We start from the raw sequence: 19,819 nt of genomic DNA on the forward strand, positions 1-19,819 counted from the left end.
ATCATTGTCAAAGCAGTTATTTCAATTCTACTTATGTCAATTGGAATTGCTGTATTAATGAAGAGAAATTAAATCACGAAGTAAATAAGTCCGCACAAAACAACAAATATCACTATCGTTAAAATGAATTGATCTCTTTGTTTTTGTTGTCTTTTGGTCCTGATTTCAGCTAACATTTCCGGTGTTGCTTTTTTGTCAAATTTTAATGGTTTATAATGATTAGGATTCGCATTTGCTGAACCTCCAACCGCAGGTGCTCCAGTCTTCTTTTTATCTCCTTTTAAATGTTTTCTTTGAGACTTTACTGTTTTCAGCATGTCTTTTCCTGGTCCAAACCCAATAGCCATTACAATTTGTATTGATTTAATCTAAAATAGTATTATTTTTTTTATTCAATTGCTAATTATATTAGTTTTTTGCTTATATTAGTATCATTATGTCCGGCGGAGCAGGTTCAATACAAAGTATGCTTACCTCTATTAAGAATAATCGCAAAGAACTTAGATCTAAGCGAAAAAGAGGTAAAAGCGATTATAATGGCGAAACGTGCGCTAAAAAGAAATTGCACACCATTAAATTGACTGAAGAAGACCTAAGTGAACTAAAGCGTCAGATTAAACAGAAGAGTAACAGGACGAAAAAAATTCAACTTACTGTTTTCTTAACAACCACATTTTTACTGAGTTTAATCCTCTTCATATACTTCAAGTAATGGAGATTTTAACCCAAAAAAAATCCTGATGCCAAAAGCATCAGGATTTCAGTAAAAAATTTTCTATTGTTTATTTCTTTCCTTTTCCGGAATTTCCTTTTCCAGAATTTCCTTTATTGCTGCTTCCATTGGAACCACCTTTAGATCCAGAATTACCTTTGTTCTTTTTGTTTTTTGAATTACCCTTTAATTCGTGAAACTCTGCTGATCCGGGTTTGATCCCCATTTCCTTAGCAATGTAACCCCATCCTTTGTCTTTATTGGATTTATAACATTTGACAACATCATCTAAACTTCTTCCTCCAATTTTTGAAATTTCTAGTGACAAATAAATTTCACCTGGCTCCATTTTCATGTTTAAAAGATTATCAATCTTACCAACACTTACTCCAAATTCTACTGATAAATCTGTTTTAAAAAGTCCTAAATCTGTTTTTGCCTCTTTATTGATTATTGTTAGATCATTATCCAATTCTGTACTCCCCGTTTTAAACAAGGTTTGTGCTGAAACTGTAGTGGCAAATAATAGGGTTAAAATACTTAATGCTATTGTTCTCATGGGATCAATTTTACTGGTTAATTTCAGAAAAGATACAAAAATTAGTCCAATGGTAATTCCCATTATTTTTTATAAATTCATCTCATATTGTTTTATTCTTAACAAATTGTATAAAAAAGCTAAATACAGAAGCAACTATATACTTAATTAATACGTATTTTGTTAAAGATAAACCGTACCCTACATCCTGACTCGATCTAAATTGATTGGCAGATTACGTTGTAATGATGAACAATTGCTCAATCTTTAAAATAACTATTCTACTATTCTGGTGCTTACAACTTGGTACTGCCCAAGCACAGCTTTTTGCCAGTGGAGACTTTGAAAATGGTCCAGGCGGTGGATGTGGTTGTGTTACTGGATTTACCTGTGGTAATGATGCTGGAAGAGTAATTGACGGTACACACCCTGTATTTGCGGTAGGAAACAACGGTTGTGTAACTGGCGCTACAAATTACGCTCCTCAATTGGGAGCACACGGAGGATCTTGTTCAGTATACTTTTATGCAGGTTTAGATAATATCCAATCACCAACTGTTAATTTTTCGGGAGGAGAGGAAGTTTGTTTATCAGTGTGGTATTGTGGGCCACAAGGCTCAGGTGCTTCTGGTCAAAACACTTCTAACGCTCATTTTTCTTTTGGATTAGATGGATCACAAATAGGACCGGATGTTCAAGTTCCTGTTGGTACTGGTTGGACAGAACACACTTTTACAGTTATTATGACTGGAGGTAATCACACCTTTTCAGTATTATCAGGAGGGGCTGCTCAATATTCAATTTGGTTTGATGATTTTAATGCCAACTTATGTTCTGCTCCATGTGATGCAAGCTGGACAACTACTTCTGCTTGTTCTACTGATGGACCCATAAACCTTGATGGATTAATTACAGGTGATACAGGAGGAACATGGTCAGGAACCGGAGTTACAGGAAATTCATTTAATCCATCATCAGGTACTCAATCAATAACATATACTGCTCCAGGCGGTTGTAATGTAACTCAAGACATTACAGTAAACACAACTGCCATTGCAACATGGACTGTTCCATCTAACCTGTGTACAAATGATAGTCCGGTAGATCTTTCACTTAACATTACAGGAACCACTGGTGGAACATGGACCGGTACCGGTATTACAGGAAATAATTTTGATCCTTCTGTTGGAACTCAATCAATCACCTATACAGTTGGAACTTCACCATGTGATGCCACATCTACACAAACAATTACTGTTACCAACGGAGCCAATGCAAGTTGGAATTTACCTTCCGGTATTTGTACTGCCTCCTCTCCTATCGATTTGAATACTTTAATCACTGGTGATACAGGAGGAACCTGGTCAGGAACCGGAGTTTCAGGAAGTACATTTGACCCTTCAGTAGGAACGCAAAACATTACATATTCCGTAGGTTCAGCTCCTTGTGATGATGCTGTAACTCAAACTATCACTGTAAACGCAACTGCCAATGCATCATGGACAAATCCGGCTGTTATATGTGAAAGTGATGGGGCCATAGATTTATCAACACTAATAACTGGTGATACTGGTGGTACATGGTCTGGAACCGGAGTAACAGGAACATCTTTTGACCCAACAGGCTTAAGTGGAAATATCTCAATTACATATTCAGTAGGTGTTTCTCCTTGCAACGCAAGTTCAACGCAAGATATAAATGTGGTAGCTACCCCAGATCCAAGCTGGACACCTCCTACTGGACTGTGTGCAGGATCTGGATCATTTGATTTATCAACCACAATTACCGGAACAACTGGAGGAACTTGGTCTGGTACAGGAATTACTGGAAATAATTTTGATCCTTCTGTAGGTACACAAAGTATAACTTATACAGTAGGAAGTGGATCATGTCAACAAACATCTACACAAACCATTACAATTGATCCATCTGCTGATGCTTCCTGGACTACTCAAAGTTTATGTATTTCTGATGCTCCAATCAATTTAAATACTTTAATCACTGGAGATACCGGAGGAAATTGGTCAGGGAATGGAGTAAGTGGAACTGTTTTCGATCCATTTTTTGGAACACAGGATATTACTTACACTGTAGGAACTTCAGGATGCGAGTCATCATTAACTCAAACTATCAACGTTATCGATTTACAACTTACAACTTCAGTTTCTAGTGTAAGCTGTTTTGGTTTAAATGATGGACAAGCAACAGTAACGGCAACCGGAGGTAGTGGTAGTCAAACTTACAGTTGGAATTCAACTCCACCTCAAACCTCAGCTACAGCTACAGGTTTAGCTGCAGGAACTTATACAGTTACAGTAACTGATGGTAGTTGTGTAGTTTCTCAAGATGTTACAATAGTTGAACCGGCTGAAATTATTTTGACAATGACCGGGATGGATGCATGTGAACCAAATTTAGGATCAGCAAGTGTTGTGGCACTAGGAGGTGTAGGAGGATTTTCTTATAACTGGACTCCTGTTGCAAGCACAACAGAAGTTGCAACAGGAATTGATTCCACCATGGCAACAGTAACAGTTACAGATGCTAATGGATGTACAGCTACAGATTCTGTATTTGTAAATGTTTGGAATGCCCCTACAATCGATATAATCAACAATGACACAACTATCCATTATGGTGATGAAATTCAACTTATTGCAAGTGGAGGAGTACAATATACCTGGACTCCTGAAACTGATTTAAGTTGTGTTAATTGCCCTAATCCTATTGCAGAACCACTAGAGAACACTTACTATTGCGTAAGTGGTGAAGATGCTAATGGATGTGTAAATTCTGATTGCATCACTGTATTTGTAGAGATTGTATGTGGAGATATTTTCGTACCTTCTGCCTTTACTCCTAACTTTGATGGAGAAAATGATCTCCTTTGTGTGTACAGTGATTGTATCAAAACAATGGAATTTAAAGTATATAATCGTTGGGGAGAAAAAGTATTTGAAACCAATAATATGAATATTTGCTGGGATGGAACCTGGAATGGTAAAGCCTTGAACTCAGCAGTTTTTGTTTATACCCTTAAAGGCTTTTTGATTAATGGAGAACCCTTTGATCAAAAAGGCAATATTAGTTTAATAAGATAACCTATGAAAAGACAATTACTTCGTCTCATGTTTCTTTCAATGTTATTATGGTCTAGTTATTCTATAGGACAGACCCCTAATAACTGTGGAAACTACACATCTACCGGTACTTCTTCAGCATCTGGATATGCTGATCCAAATGCGGCATGCGGAGCCAATGTTCCGGGAACCATTACCGGTGGAACAGCAGCCTGGACCGGATCTAGCTGTTCAGGAACAATTGTAAGTACTGTAACCGGACCTCCTGTTACATGTTTAACTGTATCCTACGGAGCCGTTAACACTAATGATTATGGAACTTTATCTACTGATACTGGTGGTTCCCTAACTATTACGGCGGTAAATGCAGCAGTAAACGGTAACGTTGTTGGACCTTATAACTGCGGATCAGGATCCTACGGAAACGTATTAGTAACAGTATGTTCTACCGTGCCTTTTTCGTCACTAACACTACTTAATACCGGTTGTACTTCAGGTTGGGTAATTAATTGTGCCACGGCACCTTGCGATCCATCCTGGACACCTCCTACGCCATGTTCAGATGACGCTCCAATTGATTTGAGCTCAACAGTAACAGGTGATGCAGGTGGAACTTGGTCTGGAACAGGTATTACAGGTACTTCATTTGATCCTTCTGTTGGAACGCAATCTATTACCTATACTGCTCCTTGTGGTGATGTATCAACTCAAACTATTACGGTAACTCAAGCAGGAAACCCTGCATGGACACCACCTGCCAACGTTTGTCAAAATGATGCACCTATTGATTTGAACACACTAATCACAGGAGATATTGGTGGAACATGGTCTGGTACAGGTGTGACAGGTAACATGTTTAACCCTTCATCCGGATCACAAAGTGTAACTTATGATGTTGGAACTTCTCCTTGTAACAACACACTGACTCAAACCATAAACGTTACTCCTGCACTGGATCCATCTTGGACCTCTCCTGGAACAATTTGTGAAGCTGCTGGATCAATTGATTTAAATACTTTGATTACAGGAGACACAGGAGGAACATGGTCTGGAAACGGTGTAAGTGGAAACACATTTAACCCTGCCGGATTGGTAGGACCAATTGCAGTAACTTATACAATTGGAACTGCACCTTGTATTGGTACAGATCAGCAAACTATTACAGTAATCCCTGATGTAGATCCATCTTGGAATCCTCCAACAGGAGTTTGTAATACAGATGGCCCTGTTGATTTAAATACTTTAATTACAGGTACAGCAGGTGGAACCTGGTCAGGAACCGGAGTAAGTGGAAATATGTTTGATCCGGCAAATGGAACTCAAGACGTGACATACACAATAGGTGTTGCACCTTGTGTTGAAACGTCTACTCAAACAATAACAATAGGAACTACGCCTGATCCTTCATGGACCACAATGACTTTATGTGCTTCAGATGCACCAGTGGACTTAAACAATAGTGTTACTGGTACTGCCGGAGGAACATGGACAGGGAATGGTGTTTCAGGATCAATGTTCAATCCATCAGGAGGAACACAAAATATTACTTATACTGTAGTAAATGGTGTTTGTTCAGCAAACAGTGCTCAAAACATCACAGTTGTTGATCCATTGTTAACTACAACTACAACAAATGTTACTTGTTATGGAGATGCTGATGGATCTATGGGTGTAACAGTTGCAGGAGGATCCGGAACATATACATATAGCTGGTCTACAGCTCCTCCTCAAACATCAGCTACTGCTACAAATGTCCCAGCAGGAACTTATACTGTAACCGTAACAGATGGTGCATGTATTGTAACCGCAGATGTTACGATAATTCAACCGGATTCAGTTGCGGCATTTTTAACTCCAATGCACAGCTGTGCACCTGAATTGGCAGGAGCAAGTGTTTCTGCAACCGGAGGTGTTGGAGCTTACACCTATGTTTGGAACAATACTACACAAACTACAGCTACTGTAAGTGATTTAGATTCGGCAATGCATACAGTTACAGTAACTGATGGTAATGGATGTTCTTATACTGATTCAGTATTAGTAAACATTTATCAGCCACCAACGATTACAATTACACCAGATACTGTATTAACTTATGGTGATGAAGCGCAACTTTATGCATCAGGAGGAGTAAGCTATAATTGGACACCTGATACAGATTTAAGTTGTTCAGATTGCCCTGATCCTATTGCAAATCCTCTACAGGATACTTATTATTGTGTAACTGGGGAGGATGTTAATGGATGTATAGCAACAGAATGTATGACCATGTTTGTGGAAATCGTTTGTGGAGATATATTTGTACCATCTGCATTTACTCCGAACAATGATGGTGAAAATGACGTACTATGTGTGTATAGTGACTGCATGAAAACTATGTCATTTAGAATTTACAATCGTTGGGGAGAAAAGGTATATGAATCAGGCAGCTTAAATATTTGCTGGGATGGAACCTGGAACGGAAAGATGTTAAATTCTGCCGTATTCGTGTATGTGTTAGAAGGATATTTGATCAATGGAGAACCAGTTGATCAAAAAGGAAATATTAGTTTGATTAGATAATTACATTTTATGAAAAGAATAGCGCTAATAATTGCAACAATAGGAAGTACTTTGAGTTATGCCCAGGATGTGCATTTCTCACAGTTCTTTACGCAACCAATGTCTCAGAACCCTGCGCTAGTTGGAGTGAATTTCGACTTTGCAGTTAATTTGAATTATAAAGATCAATGGAGACAAATAGGATCACCTTACAAAACATTTGGTGCTTCTGTTGATTCTAAATTGAATAAAAAACAGTCCGATAATGGATACTTTGCTGCGGGAATTAACTTTTTCTCTGATAAAGCAGGAGATTCTCAAATGGGAACTGCACAAGGGAATTTCTCACTAGCTTATCACATTAGAAATGCGCAGCACCAAACAATTGGATTAGGTTTAATGGCCGGTTTTGCTCAAAGAAGTATTGATTATACCTACTTAACATGGGGTAATCAATATGACGGAACCAATTATAATCCAAATTTATCTTCAGGTGAAAACTATGGAGCTGACTCATTTACTCATGCTGATTTTGCAGCAGGTGTAGTTTGGAGTTATAATAATAAATTGGGAAGAATCAATGTAACAGATAACCACGATTTAAAATTCAATGCAGGTTTTTCAGTTTACCATTTATCAAGACCTAAATACTCTTACTTAGGAACAGATCAAAGATTGTACATGAGATATGTTCTACATGGTAGTGGTATTATTTCTATCAAAGAATCAAGATATGCTTGGGTTCCTGGTTTCATGGCTTACTATCAAGGTAAAGCAAAGGAATTATTGATTGGAACATTGTTCAGAATTAAACTTCAACAAGATTCTAAGTATACAGGATACAAGCAAAGTGCCGCCATCTCAATTGGGGGATATTTAAGAGCAAGAGATGCCTTTACTCCAATGATTTTGATGGAATTCCACCAATTTGCATTAGGTGTGAGTTATGACGTTAACGTTTCAGGACTTAAACCTGCCACTAACACAAGAGGTGGACTTGAAATTTCATTAAGATTTACAAACCGAAATCCATTTATGGATGGTGATATAAAACCGGTTTCAAGAATTAACTAAAAAAAAAGCACCTCAATGAGGTGCTTTTTTTTTATTTCATTAGCTCAACAGATCGCTTGACAAACTTAGTGAGTTCCTCACCTTGTAACATGCCCTGAGAAAGCATTGCTAAATCAGTCAGTTGTTTTGCCATTTTTTGTCTGTTCTCTTTCTTTTTACTTAATATGGCAGCTATTAATGGATGATTAGAGTTAACCTTTAAATCATACATTTCAGGCATTGATCCCATAAATCCTCCACCACCTAGTCTTTGCTGCTCTTGCATTCTTCTCATAAACTCTGGTTGAGTAATCACAATAGGAGCATCTTTTTCACTCATGTTTTCAAAAGACAAATGAAACTTCTCTTGTGAAACTACTTCTTCAAAAATAGGTTTCAATTTATCCTTTTGCTCATCTGTTAACAAAGAAGGTAATTCAGTATCCGTTTTTATCAAGTTGTCTATTGTATCTGAATCAACTCTTGCAAACGACACCTTATCCAATTTACTTTCTAGTTTTTGTAAGTAATGTGGAGTAAGCGGACTATCGAAAATCAAAACATCATAACCTCTGTCTTCTGCCGCTTCAATAAATTGATGATGTGCATCTTTGTGATTCGCATATAAAATCACCAATTTATCATCTTTATCTGTTTGAATAGGTTTGATTTTTTCAATGTATTCTTCAATTGTGAAATACTCTTCTTTTGTGTTTTTGAACAATGCAAACTTCTCTGCTTTGTCATAAAACTTATCTTCTGTCAGCATTCCATATTCCACAAACACTTTTAAATCATCCCACTTTTGCTGAAAGTCTTCTCTATCATTCTTGAACATTTCAGCCAATTTATCAGCTACCTTTTTGGTAATGTGAGATGAAATCTTTTTAACGTTTCCATCAGCTTGCAAATAAGATCTTGAAACATTCAAAGGAATGTCAGGAGAGTCAATCACACCATGTAACAAGGTTAAAAACTCAGGTACAATCTCCTCTACACTATCTGTAATAAAAACTTGATTTGAGTACAATTGAATCTTATTCTTTTGTACCTCCATAGATTCCTTCAACTTAGGAAAGTAGAGTATCCCTGTCAAATTAAAAGGATAATCTACATTCAAGTGAATATGAAACAATGGTTGATCAAAAGACATTGGATATAACTCTCGGTAAAATTTCTGATAATCTTCATCAGTTAAATCACTTGGAGATTTTATCCAGGCAGGCTCTGGGTTATTGATAATATTATCAACTTCAACCTCTACTTGTTTTACGTTTCCGTTCTCATCTTTTTCTCCATTAGGATCTGCCTGATAAGAAGTTTTAGTTCCAAATTTGATTTCAACCGGTAAAAACTTACAATACTTATTTAAGATTCCTTCGATTCTAGCATCTTCTAAAAATTCTTTTGAATCTTCTGCAATGTATAGTACAATGTCTGTACCTCTAAAATCCTTATCAATATCTGTGATCTCAAATTCAGGAGTTCCATTACTTTCCCATTGAACTGCTTTAGCTCCCTCTTGATGACTCAATGTTCTGATTTGCACTTTCTCAGACACCATAAATGCCGAGTAAAATCCTAAACCAAAATGACCTATGATTTGTTCTGCTCCTTCTTTTCCTTCGTATTTTTTAACGAATTCTTCAGCACCTGAAAATGCAATTTGATTGATGTATTTTTGAATTTCATCTTCAGTCATCCCAATTCCCTTATCTCTAACAGTTAAGGTTCCGGCATCTTTATCCAGAATAACTTCAATGGTAATATCTCCTATTTCTCCTTTTACTTCACCCGATCCACTTAATACTTTCAATTTACTAGTTGCATCCACAGCATTTGAAATCAACTCTCTTAAGAAGATTTCATGATCACTGTACAAGAACTTTTTAATAAGTGGAAAAATATTCTCGGTCTGTACGTTAACAGTTCCTTTTGTCGCCATTTTTATCAATCATTTTTTTGGTTCATTTTTCATTACCCAATGAATGTGCCATTCGAATTCTGCTGACATATTGACTGAATTATCCTTCAATTCTTCTATTGAGCTTTATTTTAATAAGAAAAAATGTCAGAACGTAAATAGTTTATGGCCTCAGTTTGTAGATTGTATTTAACAAATTTATAATCGTAAAATATGATAGAAACTATAATGATTTCAAGCATTTCCGCCTTAGTTGGAGGATTAATTTCTTTTGCTCTTCAATTCGTAAAATTCAAACAAGAAATAAGAAAACTTCAACTTGCGCATAAAACCGATTTTATGGCCGAAACTACAGCTATTCATTTTTTAAGTCACAAATCCTATACTGACAGATCTTTTGAAACTTTGAAACAACATTTAGGCGGATTTGATGATGATGAACTTAGAAAAATACTTGTCAGAGCCGGAGCCATTAGAGTTTATAGAGAAGATGATGAAAACAAAGAGTGGTGGCGTCTTTTATCTAGAAACCATGAATACATTAATAAAAAGAAAAATAGTTAAACTCAAACTCACCTAATCAGTGAGTTTTTTTTATTTCACAACTTGTATCCAGCCTTTGTTATACTCTCCACTATCATACTGCAATAAATAGTAATAAGTGCCAATACTTACTTCCCTATCCCCAAATTTGCCATCCCAATAAACATCTGTATTGTTGTAATTCTGAAAGAAGGCTACTCGATCTCCCCATCTATTGTAGATACTTACGGTATTGTTTTTAGATAAATCAAGATCATTGATCCACAGTAGATCATTCACTCCATCCCCATTAGGTGAAAAGGCATTAATCACAGCATGATCCACTGTATCCACAGGCTCTTCCACAACCGTTGTATCTTGAGTAGTTGTATCAATGTAGCAAGTAGAATCTAATCCATAATGTAAAGTGACATAAGCATCATCAAAAGTTCCACAGCCATCAACCTGATAATAAAACTGATATATTCCAGAATCTAAATTGTACAGATTAAGTAAACCAGTTGAATCTGCAAATTCGCCTGTTGACAACATATCCGTCCATACTCCTCCAGGAGTAGAACCTGGAATAAAGTCATTAACATTTAGCAAAGAATCTTTACAAAGCACTACTGTAGTATCTTCCCCGGCATACGGGTCACTGAATTCGGGACAATACAAAATCCAACCAGAACTGCAACCTGAATTAAGAATATAAAGATTTTGAAATGGCTGAGTTGAATTTACAGTAAAAGCAACATCCCCATAAGTTCCATTACAATTATATCCACCAACAATGGAGTCATTCACAGTACAATTAACGGCGTTTGTAATAGTCATAACACCTCCTCCATCTATTGATATTGTAGCTGTATCAATATCATTTACAGAACCAAAAAAGAGGGTGAATGATGTTTGAGGATTAAAAAAGGAAACATCTATATAACCCGCGCATGATGCACCAGTCCAAGGAAATGAACCAGTTGGTGAGCAGAGTAATGTACAATTCTGATCAGTTGGCTGAGAATACTGTCCTACTGTGCTATAAACAGCTGTATAATCATTACAAGTTGATTGTGCCCAAATACGACATGTACAAAAAAGTAGTATAACAAATAATCCCTTCACTATCAACAATGTAAACAACTAAGCCTATCATTTGAACATAATTCGATTAAATTCAGAAGTTCCGTGACGAATTGAACCAATTGTTTGACGATCTGTCAGACAAACAAAATGGTATAATTTTCGTATACTCTATTAGGAGACAAATATTTGTTCAACAGCTTTGAAATCAGTAATTTCAAGGACTGTTTTTTCAATGGCTAAATTGAAGTACATATTACTTTTAACTGCCTTTTTGCAATTGCGTTCATCTTATAGTCAAGATAAGCGTGAATTCTACTTTGCAATAGGCTTATTTACCAGTGCACATTCGCAACTGGTTACCTATGCTTTTATAACCAAATTGGGGGATAACATTATTAACGCTCAAGTTGTGAGGGCAGATAGATTTATGTATACAGCTCTAGGACACTGGCCAAATCCACAACTAAATCCGGAAAGGATAAATCTGTTTGAAAAGTATCAGGTTGACAGTTGTTTTTTACTAATGAATGAATCCGGAACCAAAGTTGTTGGATACTATGACAGGCCTTTTTGGGACTTATGGAAAATCAGATTTTATGAACACCCATTTGAATATGACCTAATGGGCTGGAGCAAAGGACAATATTCACCTTCAGTCCCTCAAAAAAACTTTCTTCGAAAAGAATACGGTATAAATAACATTACTCTTGACTATTTTTACGGTGATACATTATTTAAATTATTGAGAGATGTACAAGATCCTGCTTGGGTTGATAGTTACAAAAATGCCTCAATAGATACAACTTCAGGTCCGTAATGACAGATCAAAAAGGTCCAAATAAAGATCAAATAGCCAAATTACTTGCGCACAAAAAAGAACATTTTGGGCGCCTCACTCCTACTGTCTTATTTGAAAAAATCAAGCATGGTGATATCACAGGTTTAAGTGAATCAATTACTTTATTGGAGAGTGAAAAAGAAAGTGATATTGAAAAATCACAGGAATTACTAAAAATGGCCCTTCCCTTTTCCGGGAATTCAATCAGAATAGGAATCACAGGTGTTCCTGGTGTAGGTAAAAGCACATTTATAGAAACATTTGGCATGCATCTGATTGAGCAAGGAAAAAAAGTAGCTGTTCTGGCAATAGATCCAAGTAGTGAAAGATCTGGTGGTTCAATTTTAGGAGATAAAACAAGAATGTCAGAGCTTTCAAAATCTGACAAAGCTTACATCAGACCATCCTCTACTGCCGGATCACTAGGAGGTGTTGCAAGAAAAACCCGAGAATCAATTGTCCTATGTGAAGCAGCAGGATTTGACGTTATTCTTGTTGAAACAGTAGGAGTTGGACAATCTGAAATTGCAGTACACTCTATGACAGACTTCTTTTTATTGCTCATGTTAGCAGGAGCCGGAGACGAACTTCAGGGAATTAAAAGAGGCATCATGGAAATGGCAGACTCAATTCTAATCACAAAGGCAGATGGTGAAAATGTAAAAAAGGCCAATCTAGCCAGATCAGAATATAAAAATGCCCTGCATCTATTTCCGCCAAGTGAAAATGGATGGATCCCTAAAGTTGAAACAGTCAGTGCTTATAACAATAAAGGAATTGACAAGGTATGGGAAATTCTTGTTCAATTTGTAGATCAACTTGGTCCTTCTTCCTGGATTGAGAAAAAAAGGAAACATCAACAAGAATATTGGATGATGGAAACCTTGAAAGATATACTATTACAATCCTTTTATCACACCAAAGGAATAAACGAATACATAGAAGAGGTAAGAAAGAAATTAAACAAGGATGAAATAACAGCTTACCAGGCTTCTGAAATGATACTATCATATTACAATGAACACAAATAGAACATTTGAACTGAGAGATAATCAGGAATTTATTGAATTAAACAAACTTCTAAAAGTTGAACAAATAGCCCAAACAGGAGGGCATGCAAAAATTCTTATCGCCGAAGGATCCATTTTGGTAAATGAAGAAGTTGAAAACAGAGTAAGAAGAAAACTAAGAGAAGGAGATAAAGTAGCTTTTGATGATATTATCATTGAAATTACAAGAGCCTAATTATCAAGAATGTTATATTTGAAGTAAGCTATGGATTACAACGAGGAAAAATTCAAAGAACACATAAAAGCTGTAGTTGAGGCAAGTCAAAGTTCAGATGACACATTGGAAGAAAGACCATTGAGTTTAAAAGAACTAAAAGAATTGGCTATCAGTATGGGAATGACTGAAGAAGAATGGAACAATCTTCAGATGAAAGCTCATGAACACCTCAAAGCAGCTGATGACCATCTCAAAGCCCGTAATTTCTCAGAAGCTATTGCTGAGGCTGAAAAAGCAACTGCAATTAATCCTTACATCAAAAATGGAAATGCCGTATTGGCAAAGTCATATTTGATGCGTTGGATGGAAACTCACAGTGATGAACATAGAGACAAAGCTGAATTTCATGCTAGACAAGAGCTAAAAGTTGACCCAAGAGATCAAATTGCAGTAATGGTTCTTAGCACCATTGACAAAAAGAAAAGAGTATTAGCGGGTGATGCGTCAAGCAAGAAAAGACTGTTCATAATACTTGGTGTGGCTATTGTTTTGATAGTAATTGGCTTGTTTTTTTTTAGCCTGGCATCATCTAAAGAAGCTGCTAGCACTCAAGAAGAACACAATTCTGCTGAATACGACAGAATTAAAAATGAATTGATTGAAGCAGAGGAAGATGTTGCATCTAAATGGGACATGGTTCAAACAGCAATAGACAGAAGAAATAGCTTAATTCCGGATTTAATTTCTGCTATCAATTCATCAACAGAAGAATCTATTGCCCTAAAAGAAACCATAAGCAGTTTACAGGAAAAAATAAAGAATTCTGAGGGAGAAGAGCGATTTGCCTTAGAAAATGATCTGGCTACATCAATTAATGAGGCAAAAAAATTGGCAAAAGAAACAGGTGAGAACAAAAGTGTCATGAGTTTAATGGCACAAATGGAAGGATCTGAAAACAGAATTGCTTATCAAAAAAAGAATTACAACGAAGCCGTTAAACATTATAACATTCTAGTAAAAAAGAACACTGATAAATTCCCTGAATATGAGACAAAACCATACTTCAGTAGCAAATAGACTATTTGGCTTACTTTTTTTAACAACATTATTGGCATTTTCTTCTTTTGGGCAAGATGAAGATCCTCAGGATTTTGATGATTCACTTAATGTCAATATTGATAGCATAGAAGTTGAAAGGACATCTCCTTTCGTAAATGGATACTTTGCTCCATTAAGTTCTGAAGATGCCGAAGCCAATTATGCGAGAATCAATACTTCAGGAGTAATATCAGATTACAAACAGGTTCCTAATGTTCAACTGCAGGATAAAAACCAATATGTAACCGACCCACATTTTTTAATGTCAGATGAAGGAAGAGATTCCTTGAATAGAATACTAAGAATGGTAGCCAATGAAACCGGTTATGAGATGTCTGTGGTGTGTCTTAATTCGGTAGGTGATGTAGGTGATATTCATACGTGGGCTACAGACTTGTTCAATCATTGGGGAATAGGAAATGCTGAAACTAACACAGGATTTTTATGTGTCGTTGTTAATGATATTCACCGAGTTGAATTTGTTACAGGTTACGGAACTGAAATTGTTTTAACGGATTTAATGGGAGAAGATATTCGACAAAAAGAAATGATCCCATACTTTAAGAAAAATGACTACACCACGGGAATCATAAGAGGAATGCAAGCTGTTGCAGACGTGTTTTACGGAACTCCTCCTGATTTTTTAACAAAGACTAATAATTATGTAGAAAGCAATGATTATGACTATAGTTACTTGTATGAAGATGATGTACCTGAACCGAGTACACCATTTTTTGAAAAAAGCCTGGTTAGATTTTATGCAATGTTAGTTGCTGGATTCACCGGATTATACGTGATATTTTTAATTTTTGCTTTCCTATCAAAAAACCTTCATAGAAGATATCATCTGCTAAAACTTTTCACCTTATTGGTATTTCCTATTTCCATGCCTATTCCATTTTTAGGATTGTATTTTATCAATAGAAAATTGATGGCGAAATGGAGAAATACAGAAAGGTTCAGTGAGAAAACCGGAGAATTCATGATCAAACTGAGTGAGTCTGAAGACAATGAGTTCTTAGAAAAAGGTCAAATTACAGAAGAACAAGTAAAATCAATAGATTATGATGTTTGGGTTACCATTAATAGAGAAGATGTATTGGTATTAGCCTATAAAAGATGGTTTTCTAAATTCCGTAAATGTCCAAAATGTAGATTTAAAACTTACTATAAGGTTTATGATCGCGTAATTACGCCTGCCACTTACTCAAGTTCAGGTACGGGAGAAAGACATTATTCTTGTAAAAACTGTGGTCATAGTAAAACCACTAGATACACTATTCCACAAAAACAAAAACCTAGCAGTAGTTCAGGAAGCAGTTATGGTGGAGGATCTTCATATGGTGGAGGTTCATCATACAGTGGTGGTGGTGGATCATACGGAGGAGGTTCTTCTGGCGGAGGAGGCGGAGGATCTAGCTGGTAGCAAGATGAGAATACTATTTATTATAATCTGCTTTATGTCGTTTCATGCAATATCTCAGCATGAACATGATACCATTTGGAAACTAGATATCAAAGAAATTCCAAATCAAAGAAGCATCAACGGAAGCTGTATATCTGATGAAGCAAATATTTTATCCGACTCTCTTACTTCAGTTATTGATTCTATAATTGGCATGCATGAAAAGGCTACAACAAATCAATTAGCAATTGTTATAGTTGATAGTATCGGTTTTCAGGATTCACATCAATTTGGCACCGATTTGTTCAATGAATGGGGAATTGGACAAAAAAATAAAGACAATGGCTTTTTGATGCTAATTATAATGAGTGCACGTCGTGTAGAATTTGTTACCGGCTTTGGAACTCAGCATCTAATTTCAGATAATGATTGCGTCAAAATTATTGACAATTCAATGGTTCCCTTGTTCAGAGAAGGAAAATATGAAGCTGGTGTCTCTAGTGGTTTGAAAGCTGTGATAAATACACTTGAAGGAAATCCTCCCACCTACCTTAAAGAATAGTAATTCATTTTTGGCACAGGAATTGAGAATTATTCTTCAACAAACCAGACCAATTAAGATGAAAACTATAATTACATCATTAGCCTTACTGATAAGCTCAATCGCTTATTTGCAAACTGATTCATCTGCCATTAAAAGTCGTGATAAAGTCAAAATTGAGCGAAAAATCAGTCCTGCTGTTTATTTTGACAGGGCCAAAAAAATTAATTCAATTTACGGTAATTTTGAGGTTGAAAAATACACAGTATTAAGCAAAAATACGCTTAATACTACTGAATTGAATCTAATAGTAGGATCACTAATAAAAGTTCAAGACTCCACTATGACGGGAGCTGAAATTGATCCAATGACTTATCAGATTTACGAAGTGGAAATGATGACATCTGACGACTATATTTTTAGGGTTTTTGGCAAAGAAGTAAAAGAACCTCAACCTGAGGAATTGCCTTCAACACTAAAAGTTCACAAAACGGACAACAAGCTTTGTTATGGCATTGTTGAGTTACCCGGCGGAAAAATTGCTGTTCCGTACAAAGGCGTATTACTTTTCTTAGTTCCCAAATAGAAATTTATTCAACACTCATGTTACTTTGTTTGCAATTTGTATTTCATATTCAAGGTGAATATAAATTTGTGACTAAATTTGAAGCATGAGCAGTCAGCCACTTATTCTTATAACAAATGACGACAGTATTGAAGCAAAGGGAATTGCTTCTTTGGTTGAGGCCATGAAACCTTTAGGTGATATTTTGGTTGTTGCACCTGATACCGTTCAATCGGGAAAAGGACACGCCATTACAATTCATGAACCGCTTCGTCTTAAAAAATCAAATATTTTTCCCGGAATTGAATCTTACACATGTTCAGGCACACCTGTTGATTGCGTAAAATTGGGGATATATGAAGTTTTAAAAGACAGGCCTACCCTATTGGTTTCAGGTATAAATCATGGCTCAAATGCTGCCACAAATGTGCTTTATTCAGGAACTATGTCTGCTGCTGTGGAAGGTGCTATAGAAGGAATTCCGAGTATTGGTTTTTCTTTGTTAGACTATCATGCTGATGCTGACTTTGATGCTTCAATGCACTACGCTCAGTTAATTGCCAAAGGCGTTTTAGACAATAATCTTCAAACAGGGACCTGCCTTAATGTAAATATTCCCAAAGGAAAATTATCCGATTTAAAAGGATACAAGATTTGCCGACAAGGTAAAGCTTATTGGGAAGATTCATTTGATAAACGACAAGATCCTTTTGGTGGTGATTATTACTGGCTTACCGGGGATTACAGAAACACAGATAAAGGGGAAGACACTGATCTTTGGGCATTGGCAAATAATTATGTTTCAGTAGTACCAACTCAGTTTGACATGACAGCACATCACCTTATTTCAATATTAAATGAGTGGAATATCTAAGATGGAAAAGTTTTTAAAGAAAATAGACAAAATTATGTTCGGTATTATGGCAGGAATCTTATTTGCCGTAATAGGATTTGTTTTTTACTACTTTGTAAAAACAAGAGGTTTAGAGGTTAGTTTCTCTGATTATATGTCCTTAGCTTTTACAAGCAATGAACAGCAGCAAGATGTTTTAATGACATGTTTGATTCCAAATATGTTCTTGTTTTATTTCACGAATTTCAGATGGCAAATTTACGAGTTTACTAAAGGATTAGTAGGAATTACAGTTGCTATGCTTATGATACTGATTTTCCTTACTTTTTAGAACTATCCTGTAGAATACCAAGCAATTCTTTTATAGATATAAGTTTTAAAACAAAAGCCAAAGCTACGCCTATTAGTAGCTCGATAAGCATTTTGTATCCTCCTGCTAAATCGGCAAACCAATGATCGGCAACAATAAATGCAGCTATCATTAATGCCACAAGCAATAGCAATCTGCCGTAAAGTGAGAAGTTGATTTTGAATTTGAAAATCTTGTAAGCAATAACCATCTGAACTATTGCTGTTAATATCTGTGTGACAATTGTAGCCGTGGCAGCACCTACAACTTCCATTTTATTAATTAAAATCAAGTTCAATACAACATTTAAAGCAACACCTCCAAAAGCCATTAAATTTAACGCTTTCAAACTTCCATTAGCCGTTAATAGTGTTCCAAAAATATAGCTCAATGAAATAGGTATAAAACATAGAATTATCAAACCAAAAGTTGTTGAAGAAACAGTTTCAGCATCCGGATATCTCCAATTCATTACTACGCCACTGTTCCAAAACAGAATTAGCGCCGTTACCACACTTGCAGACATTAATAACTTGAATGCCAATTCAACCATAGGTTGCAAAGACACTTTTTCTTTTATCATTCTAGCAAAAATTGGCAACAGTAAACCTGCAAACAACAAGGCAAACATGTTAACTGCATCTAACAGTCTAAAACCTTGAGCATAAATCCCGGCTTGTTTTTTCCCATCTTCCAATATTCTTTCCAACATAACAGCATCAATTCTGCTGTACATCATCATTAATAAGATTAATAATGCATAAGGAAAACTTTGACGAATAATGGCCATTGAAAAGGTACGCTTCATTGTGAATTGAATCTGCCCTATTCTATTCCCCAATAATCCAACAGCTATGATTGCAGCAATTGCATATGCTAATGTTTGTGCGTAGATAAACCATTCAATTTGAAATTCGCCTTTGAAAAAGTTGGTCCACAGTAAAACAGAACAAAAAACAATCAATAGTAACCTATCAAGAACCGAAATAAACGCATCCGTTTTAAACATCATTAATCCGTTAAAATTAGATCTGGCAAATTGAATTAAAGCCACTAAGAATTGATTAATCATCAGCATACTCAGTAAATAAAACTGATAGTTATTATAGCCGACAAACAAGCCCATTAATAATGTAAATGTGGCATATAGAATAAACAATGCCATCCGCAAAGACAAAATTTTATAGAAATGTTTTTGCAGCAGTTGAGGATGTTGTGCAATGTTTCTAGTATTGTAATTTGTAATTCCAAGATCAAGTAAAATATTGAGTAGAAAAGAAAAATTTAATAGCGAAAAATAATTTCCATACACTTCTTCTCCAACCCTATTTTGAACTTCTGCATCTATACCAATAATATAAAATGGCTTTACTAAAAAGTTTAGTAAAACAATAAGAATTAAACTGGTAAGAAATTTGCGTTGCATAATCTAGATATCCTTGTTACATACGCATTTCATAGCTTTTTGTTTTAAAATCTTATTATTA

Annotated in this window: 18 protein-coding genes; 13 read left to right on the top strand and 5 right to left on the bottom strand. The window is 35.8% G+C overall.

What is annotated here, in order from left to right; all coding sequences use genetic code 11:
- Positions 1-68: 68 nt before the first annotated feature.
- Positions 69-347 carry a hypothetical protein gene (locus K6119_RS05185; protein WP_221836086.1) on the bottom strand — a complete coding sequence of 93 codons (279 nt, stop codon included), beginning with the start codon at positions 345-347 and terminating at the stop codon, positions 69-71.
- A 435-nt stretch (positions 348-782) separates the two neighbouring features.
- Positions 783-1,271, bottom strand: coding sequence for a hypothetical protein (locus K6119_RS05190; RefSeq protein WP_221836089.1), 489 nt, complete (start codon positions 1,269-1,271; stop codon positions 783-785).
- Between the two features lie 206 nt (positions 1,272-1,477).
- On the opposite strand from K6119_RS05190, the gene K6119_RS05195 reads away from it, so the two are divergent.
- From K6119_RS05195 to K6119_RS05205, 3 genes are read left to right on the top strand one after another with little or no spacing between them, the layout of a single operon-like run.
- Complete coding sequence (locus tag K6119_RS05195) at positions 1,478-4,351, top strand: T9SS type B sorting domain-containing protein (RefSeq protein ID WP_221836092.1); 2,874 nt, start codon at positions 1,478-1,480, stop codon at positions 4,349-4,351.
- 3 nt (positions 4,352-4,354) lie between these two features.
- A complete protein-coding gene (locus K6119_RS05200; RefSeq protein ID WP_221836095.1) occupies positions 4,355-6,892 on the top strand; it encodes a T9SS type B sorting domain-containing protein in 2,538 nt (845 codons plus the stop codon).
- A gap of 9 nt (positions 6,893-6,901) precedes the next feature.
- Positions 6,902-7,945, top strand: a complete 1,044-nt coding sequence (locus K6119_RS05205; protein WP_221836098.1) for a PorP/SprF family type IX secretion system membrane protein — start codon at positions 6,902-6,904, stop codon at positions 7,943-7,945.
- A 31-nt stretch (positions 7,946-7,976) separates the two neighbouring features.
- On the opposite strand, the gene htpG is transcribed toward K6119_RS05205, so the two are convergent.
- Positions 7,977-9,869 (bottom strand): molecular chaperone HtpG, encoded by a 1,893-nt coding sequence (gene htpG / locus K6119_RS05210; protein WP_221836101.1) that lies wholly within the window; start codon positions 9,867-9,869, stop codon positions 7,977-7,979.
- A gap of 192 nt (positions 9,870-10,061) precedes the next feature.
- Between htpG and K6119_RS05215 the strand changes: the two genes are divergently transcribed.
- Entirely contained in the window at positions 10,062-10,412 is a 351-nt protein-coding gene (locus tag K6119_RS05215) for a hypothetical protein (RefSeq protein ID WP_221836103.1), read from the top strand.
- Between the two features lie 30 nt (positions 10,413-10,442).
- On the opposite strand, the gene K6119_RS05220 is transcribed toward K6119_RS05215, so the two are convergent.
- Complete coding sequence (locus K6119_RS05220) at positions 10,443-11,495, bottom strand: gliding motility-associated C-terminal domain-containing protein (RefSeq protein ID WP_221836105.1); 1,053 nt, start codon at positions 11,493-11,495, stop codon at positions 10,443-10,445.
- A 202-nt stretch (positions 11,496-11,697) separates the two neighbouring features.
- Between K6119_RS05220 and K6119_RS05225 the strand changes: the two genes are divergently transcribed.
- The 9 genes from K6119_RS05225 to K6119_RS05265 all read left to right on the top strand — a co-directional run bounded on the left by K6119_RS05225 (position 11,698) and on the right by K6119_RS05265 (position 18,314).
- Positions 11,698-12,273 (top strand): hypothetical protein, encoded by a 576-nt coding sequence (locus K6119_RS05225; RefSeq protein ID WP_221836108.1) that lies wholly within the window; start codon positions 11,698-11,700, stop codon positions 12,271-12,273.
- Entirely contained in the window at positions 12,273-13,325 is a 1,053-nt protein-coding gene (meaB, locus tag K6119_RS05230) for a methylmalonyl Co-A mutase-associated GTPase MeaB (protein ID WP_221836109.1), read from the top strand. The genes K6119_RS05225 and meaB overlap by 1 nt, the downstream gene beginning before the upstream one ends.
- Positions 13,312-13,539: an RNA-binding S4 domain-containing protein gene (locus K6119_RS05235; RefSeq protein ID WP_221836110.1), complete on the top strand. Its 228-nt coding sequence runs from the start codon at positions 13,312-13,314 to the stop codon at positions 13,537-13,539. Before meaB ends, K6119_RS05235 begins: the two co-directional genes overlap by 14 nt.
- Positions 13,540-13,569: 30 nt before the next feature.
- Complete coding sequence (locus K6119_RS05240) at positions 13,570-14,598, top strand: LemA family protein (RefSeq protein WP_221836112.1); 1,029 nt, start codon at positions 13,570-13,572, stop codon at positions 14,596-14,598.
- Positions 14,567-16,045 carry a TPM domain-containing protein gene (locus K6119_RS05245; RefSeq protein ID WP_221836118.1) on the top strand — a complete coding sequence of 493 codons (1,479 nt, stop codon included), beginning with the start codon at positions 14,567-14,569 and terminating at the stop codon, positions 16,043-16,045. Before K6119_RS05240 ends, K6119_RS05245 begins: the two co-directional genes overlap by 32 nt.
- A 4-nt stretch (positions 16,046-16,049) precedes the next feature.
- Positions 16,050-16,586 carry a TPM domain-containing protein gene (locus tag K6119_RS05250; RefSeq protein WP_221836121.1) on the top strand — a complete coding sequence of 179 codons (537 nt, stop codon included), beginning with the start codon at positions 16,050-16,052 and terminating at the stop codon, positions 16,584-16,586.
- 58 nt (positions 16,587-16,644) lie between these two features.
- The gene (locus K6119_RS05255; RefSeq protein ID WP_221836125.1) at positions 16,645-17,151 is read left to right on the top strand and encodes a hypothetical protein; all 507 of its coding nucleotides are present in this window, start codon (positions 16,645-16,647) and stop codon (positions 17,149-17,151) included.
- Positions 17,152-17,236: 85 nt separating this feature from the next.
- A complete protein-coding gene (gene surE / locus K6119_RS05260) occupies positions 17,237-18,004 on the top strand; it encodes a 5'/3'-nucleotidase SurE (RefSeq protein ID WP_221836128.1) in 768 nt (255 codons plus the stop codon).
- Positions 17,988-18,314 (top strand): hypothetical protein, encoded by a 327-nt coding sequence (locus K6119_RS05265; protein WP_237828102.1) that lies wholly within the window; start codon positions 17,988-17,990, stop codon positions 18,312-18,314. The genes surE and K6119_RS05265 overlap by 17 nt, the downstream gene beginning before the upstream one ends.
- On the opposite strand, the gene K6119_RS05270 is transcribed toward K6119_RS05265, so the two are convergent.
- Positions 18,304-19,758, bottom strand: a complete 1,455-nt coding sequence (locus K6119_RS05270) for an oligosaccharide flippase family protein (RefSeq protein ID WP_221836134.1) — start codon at positions 19,756-19,758, stop codon at positions 18,304-18,306. The two genes, K6119_RS05265 and K6119_RS05270, sit on opposite strands and share 11 nt — an antisense overlap.
- Between the last annotated feature and the right edge of the window lie 61 nt (positions 19,759-19,819).

This window comes from Paracrocinitomix mangrovi, from assembly GCF_019740355.2.
Lineage (GTDB): Bacteria > Bacteroidota > Bacteroidia > Flavobacteriales_D > Crocinitomicaceae > Paracrocinitomix > Paracrocinitomix mangrovi.

Bases quoted from the DNA above. Each gene is read 5' to 3' on its own strand.
- K6119_RS05255 (WP_221836125.1), top strand. From the start codon at position 16,645: ATGAAAACTATAATTACATCATTAGCCTTACTGATAAGCTCAATCGCT.
- meaB (WP_221836109.1), top strand. From the start codon at position 12,273: ATGACAGATCAAAAAGGTCCAAATAAAGATCAAATAGCCAAATTACTT.
- K6119_RS05190 (WP_221836089.1), bottom strand. From the start codon at position 1,271: ATGAGAACAATAGCATTAAGTATTTTAACCCTATTATTTGCCACTACA.
- surE (WP_221836128.1), top strand. From the start codon at position 17,237: ATGAGCAGTCAGCCACTTATTCTTATAACAAATGACGACAGTATTGAA.
- K6119_RS05265 (WP_237828102.1), top strand. From the start codon at position 17,988: ATGAGTGGAATATCTAAGATGGAAAAGTTTTTAAAGAAAATAGACAAA.
- K6119_RS05215 (WP_221836103.1), top strand. From the start codon at position 10,062: ATGATAGAAACTATAATGATTTCAAGCATTTCCGCCTTAGTTGGAGGA.
- K6119_RS05270 (WP_221836134.1), bottom strand. From the start codon at position 19,758: ATGCAACGCAAATTTCTTACCAGTTTAATTCTTATTGTTTTACTAAAC.
- K6119_RS05235 (WP_221836110.1), top strand. From the start codon at position 13,312: ATGAACACAAATAGAACATTTGAACTGAGAGATAATCAGGAATTTATT.
- K6119_RS05200 (WP_221836095.1), top strand. From the start codon at position 4,355: ATGAAAAGACAATTACTTCGTCTCATGTTTCTTTCAATGTTATTATGG.
- K6119_RS05245 (WP_221836118.1), top strand. From the start codon at position 14,567: ATGAGACAAAACCATACTTCAGTAGCAAATAGACTATTTGGCTTACTT.
- K6119_RS05240 (WP_221836112.1), top strand. From the start codon at position 13,570: ATGGATTACAACGAGGAAAAATTCAAAGAACACATAAAAGCTGTAGTT.
- K6119_RS05205 (WP_221836098.1), top strand. From the start codon at position 6,902: ATGAAAAGAATAGCGCTAATAATTGCAACAATAGGAAGTACTTTGAGT.
- K6119_RS05250 (WP_221836121.1), top strand. From the start codon at position 16,050: ATGAGAATACTATTTATTATAATCTGCTTTATGTCGTTTCATGCAATA.
- K6119_RS05185 (WP_221836086.1), bottom strand. From the start codon at position 347: ATGGCTATTGGGTTTGGACCAGGAAAAGACATGCTGAAAACAGTAAAG.
- htpG (WP_221836101.1), bottom strand. From the start codon at position 9,869: ATGGCGACAAAAGGAACTGTTAACGTACAGACCGAGAATATTTTTCCA.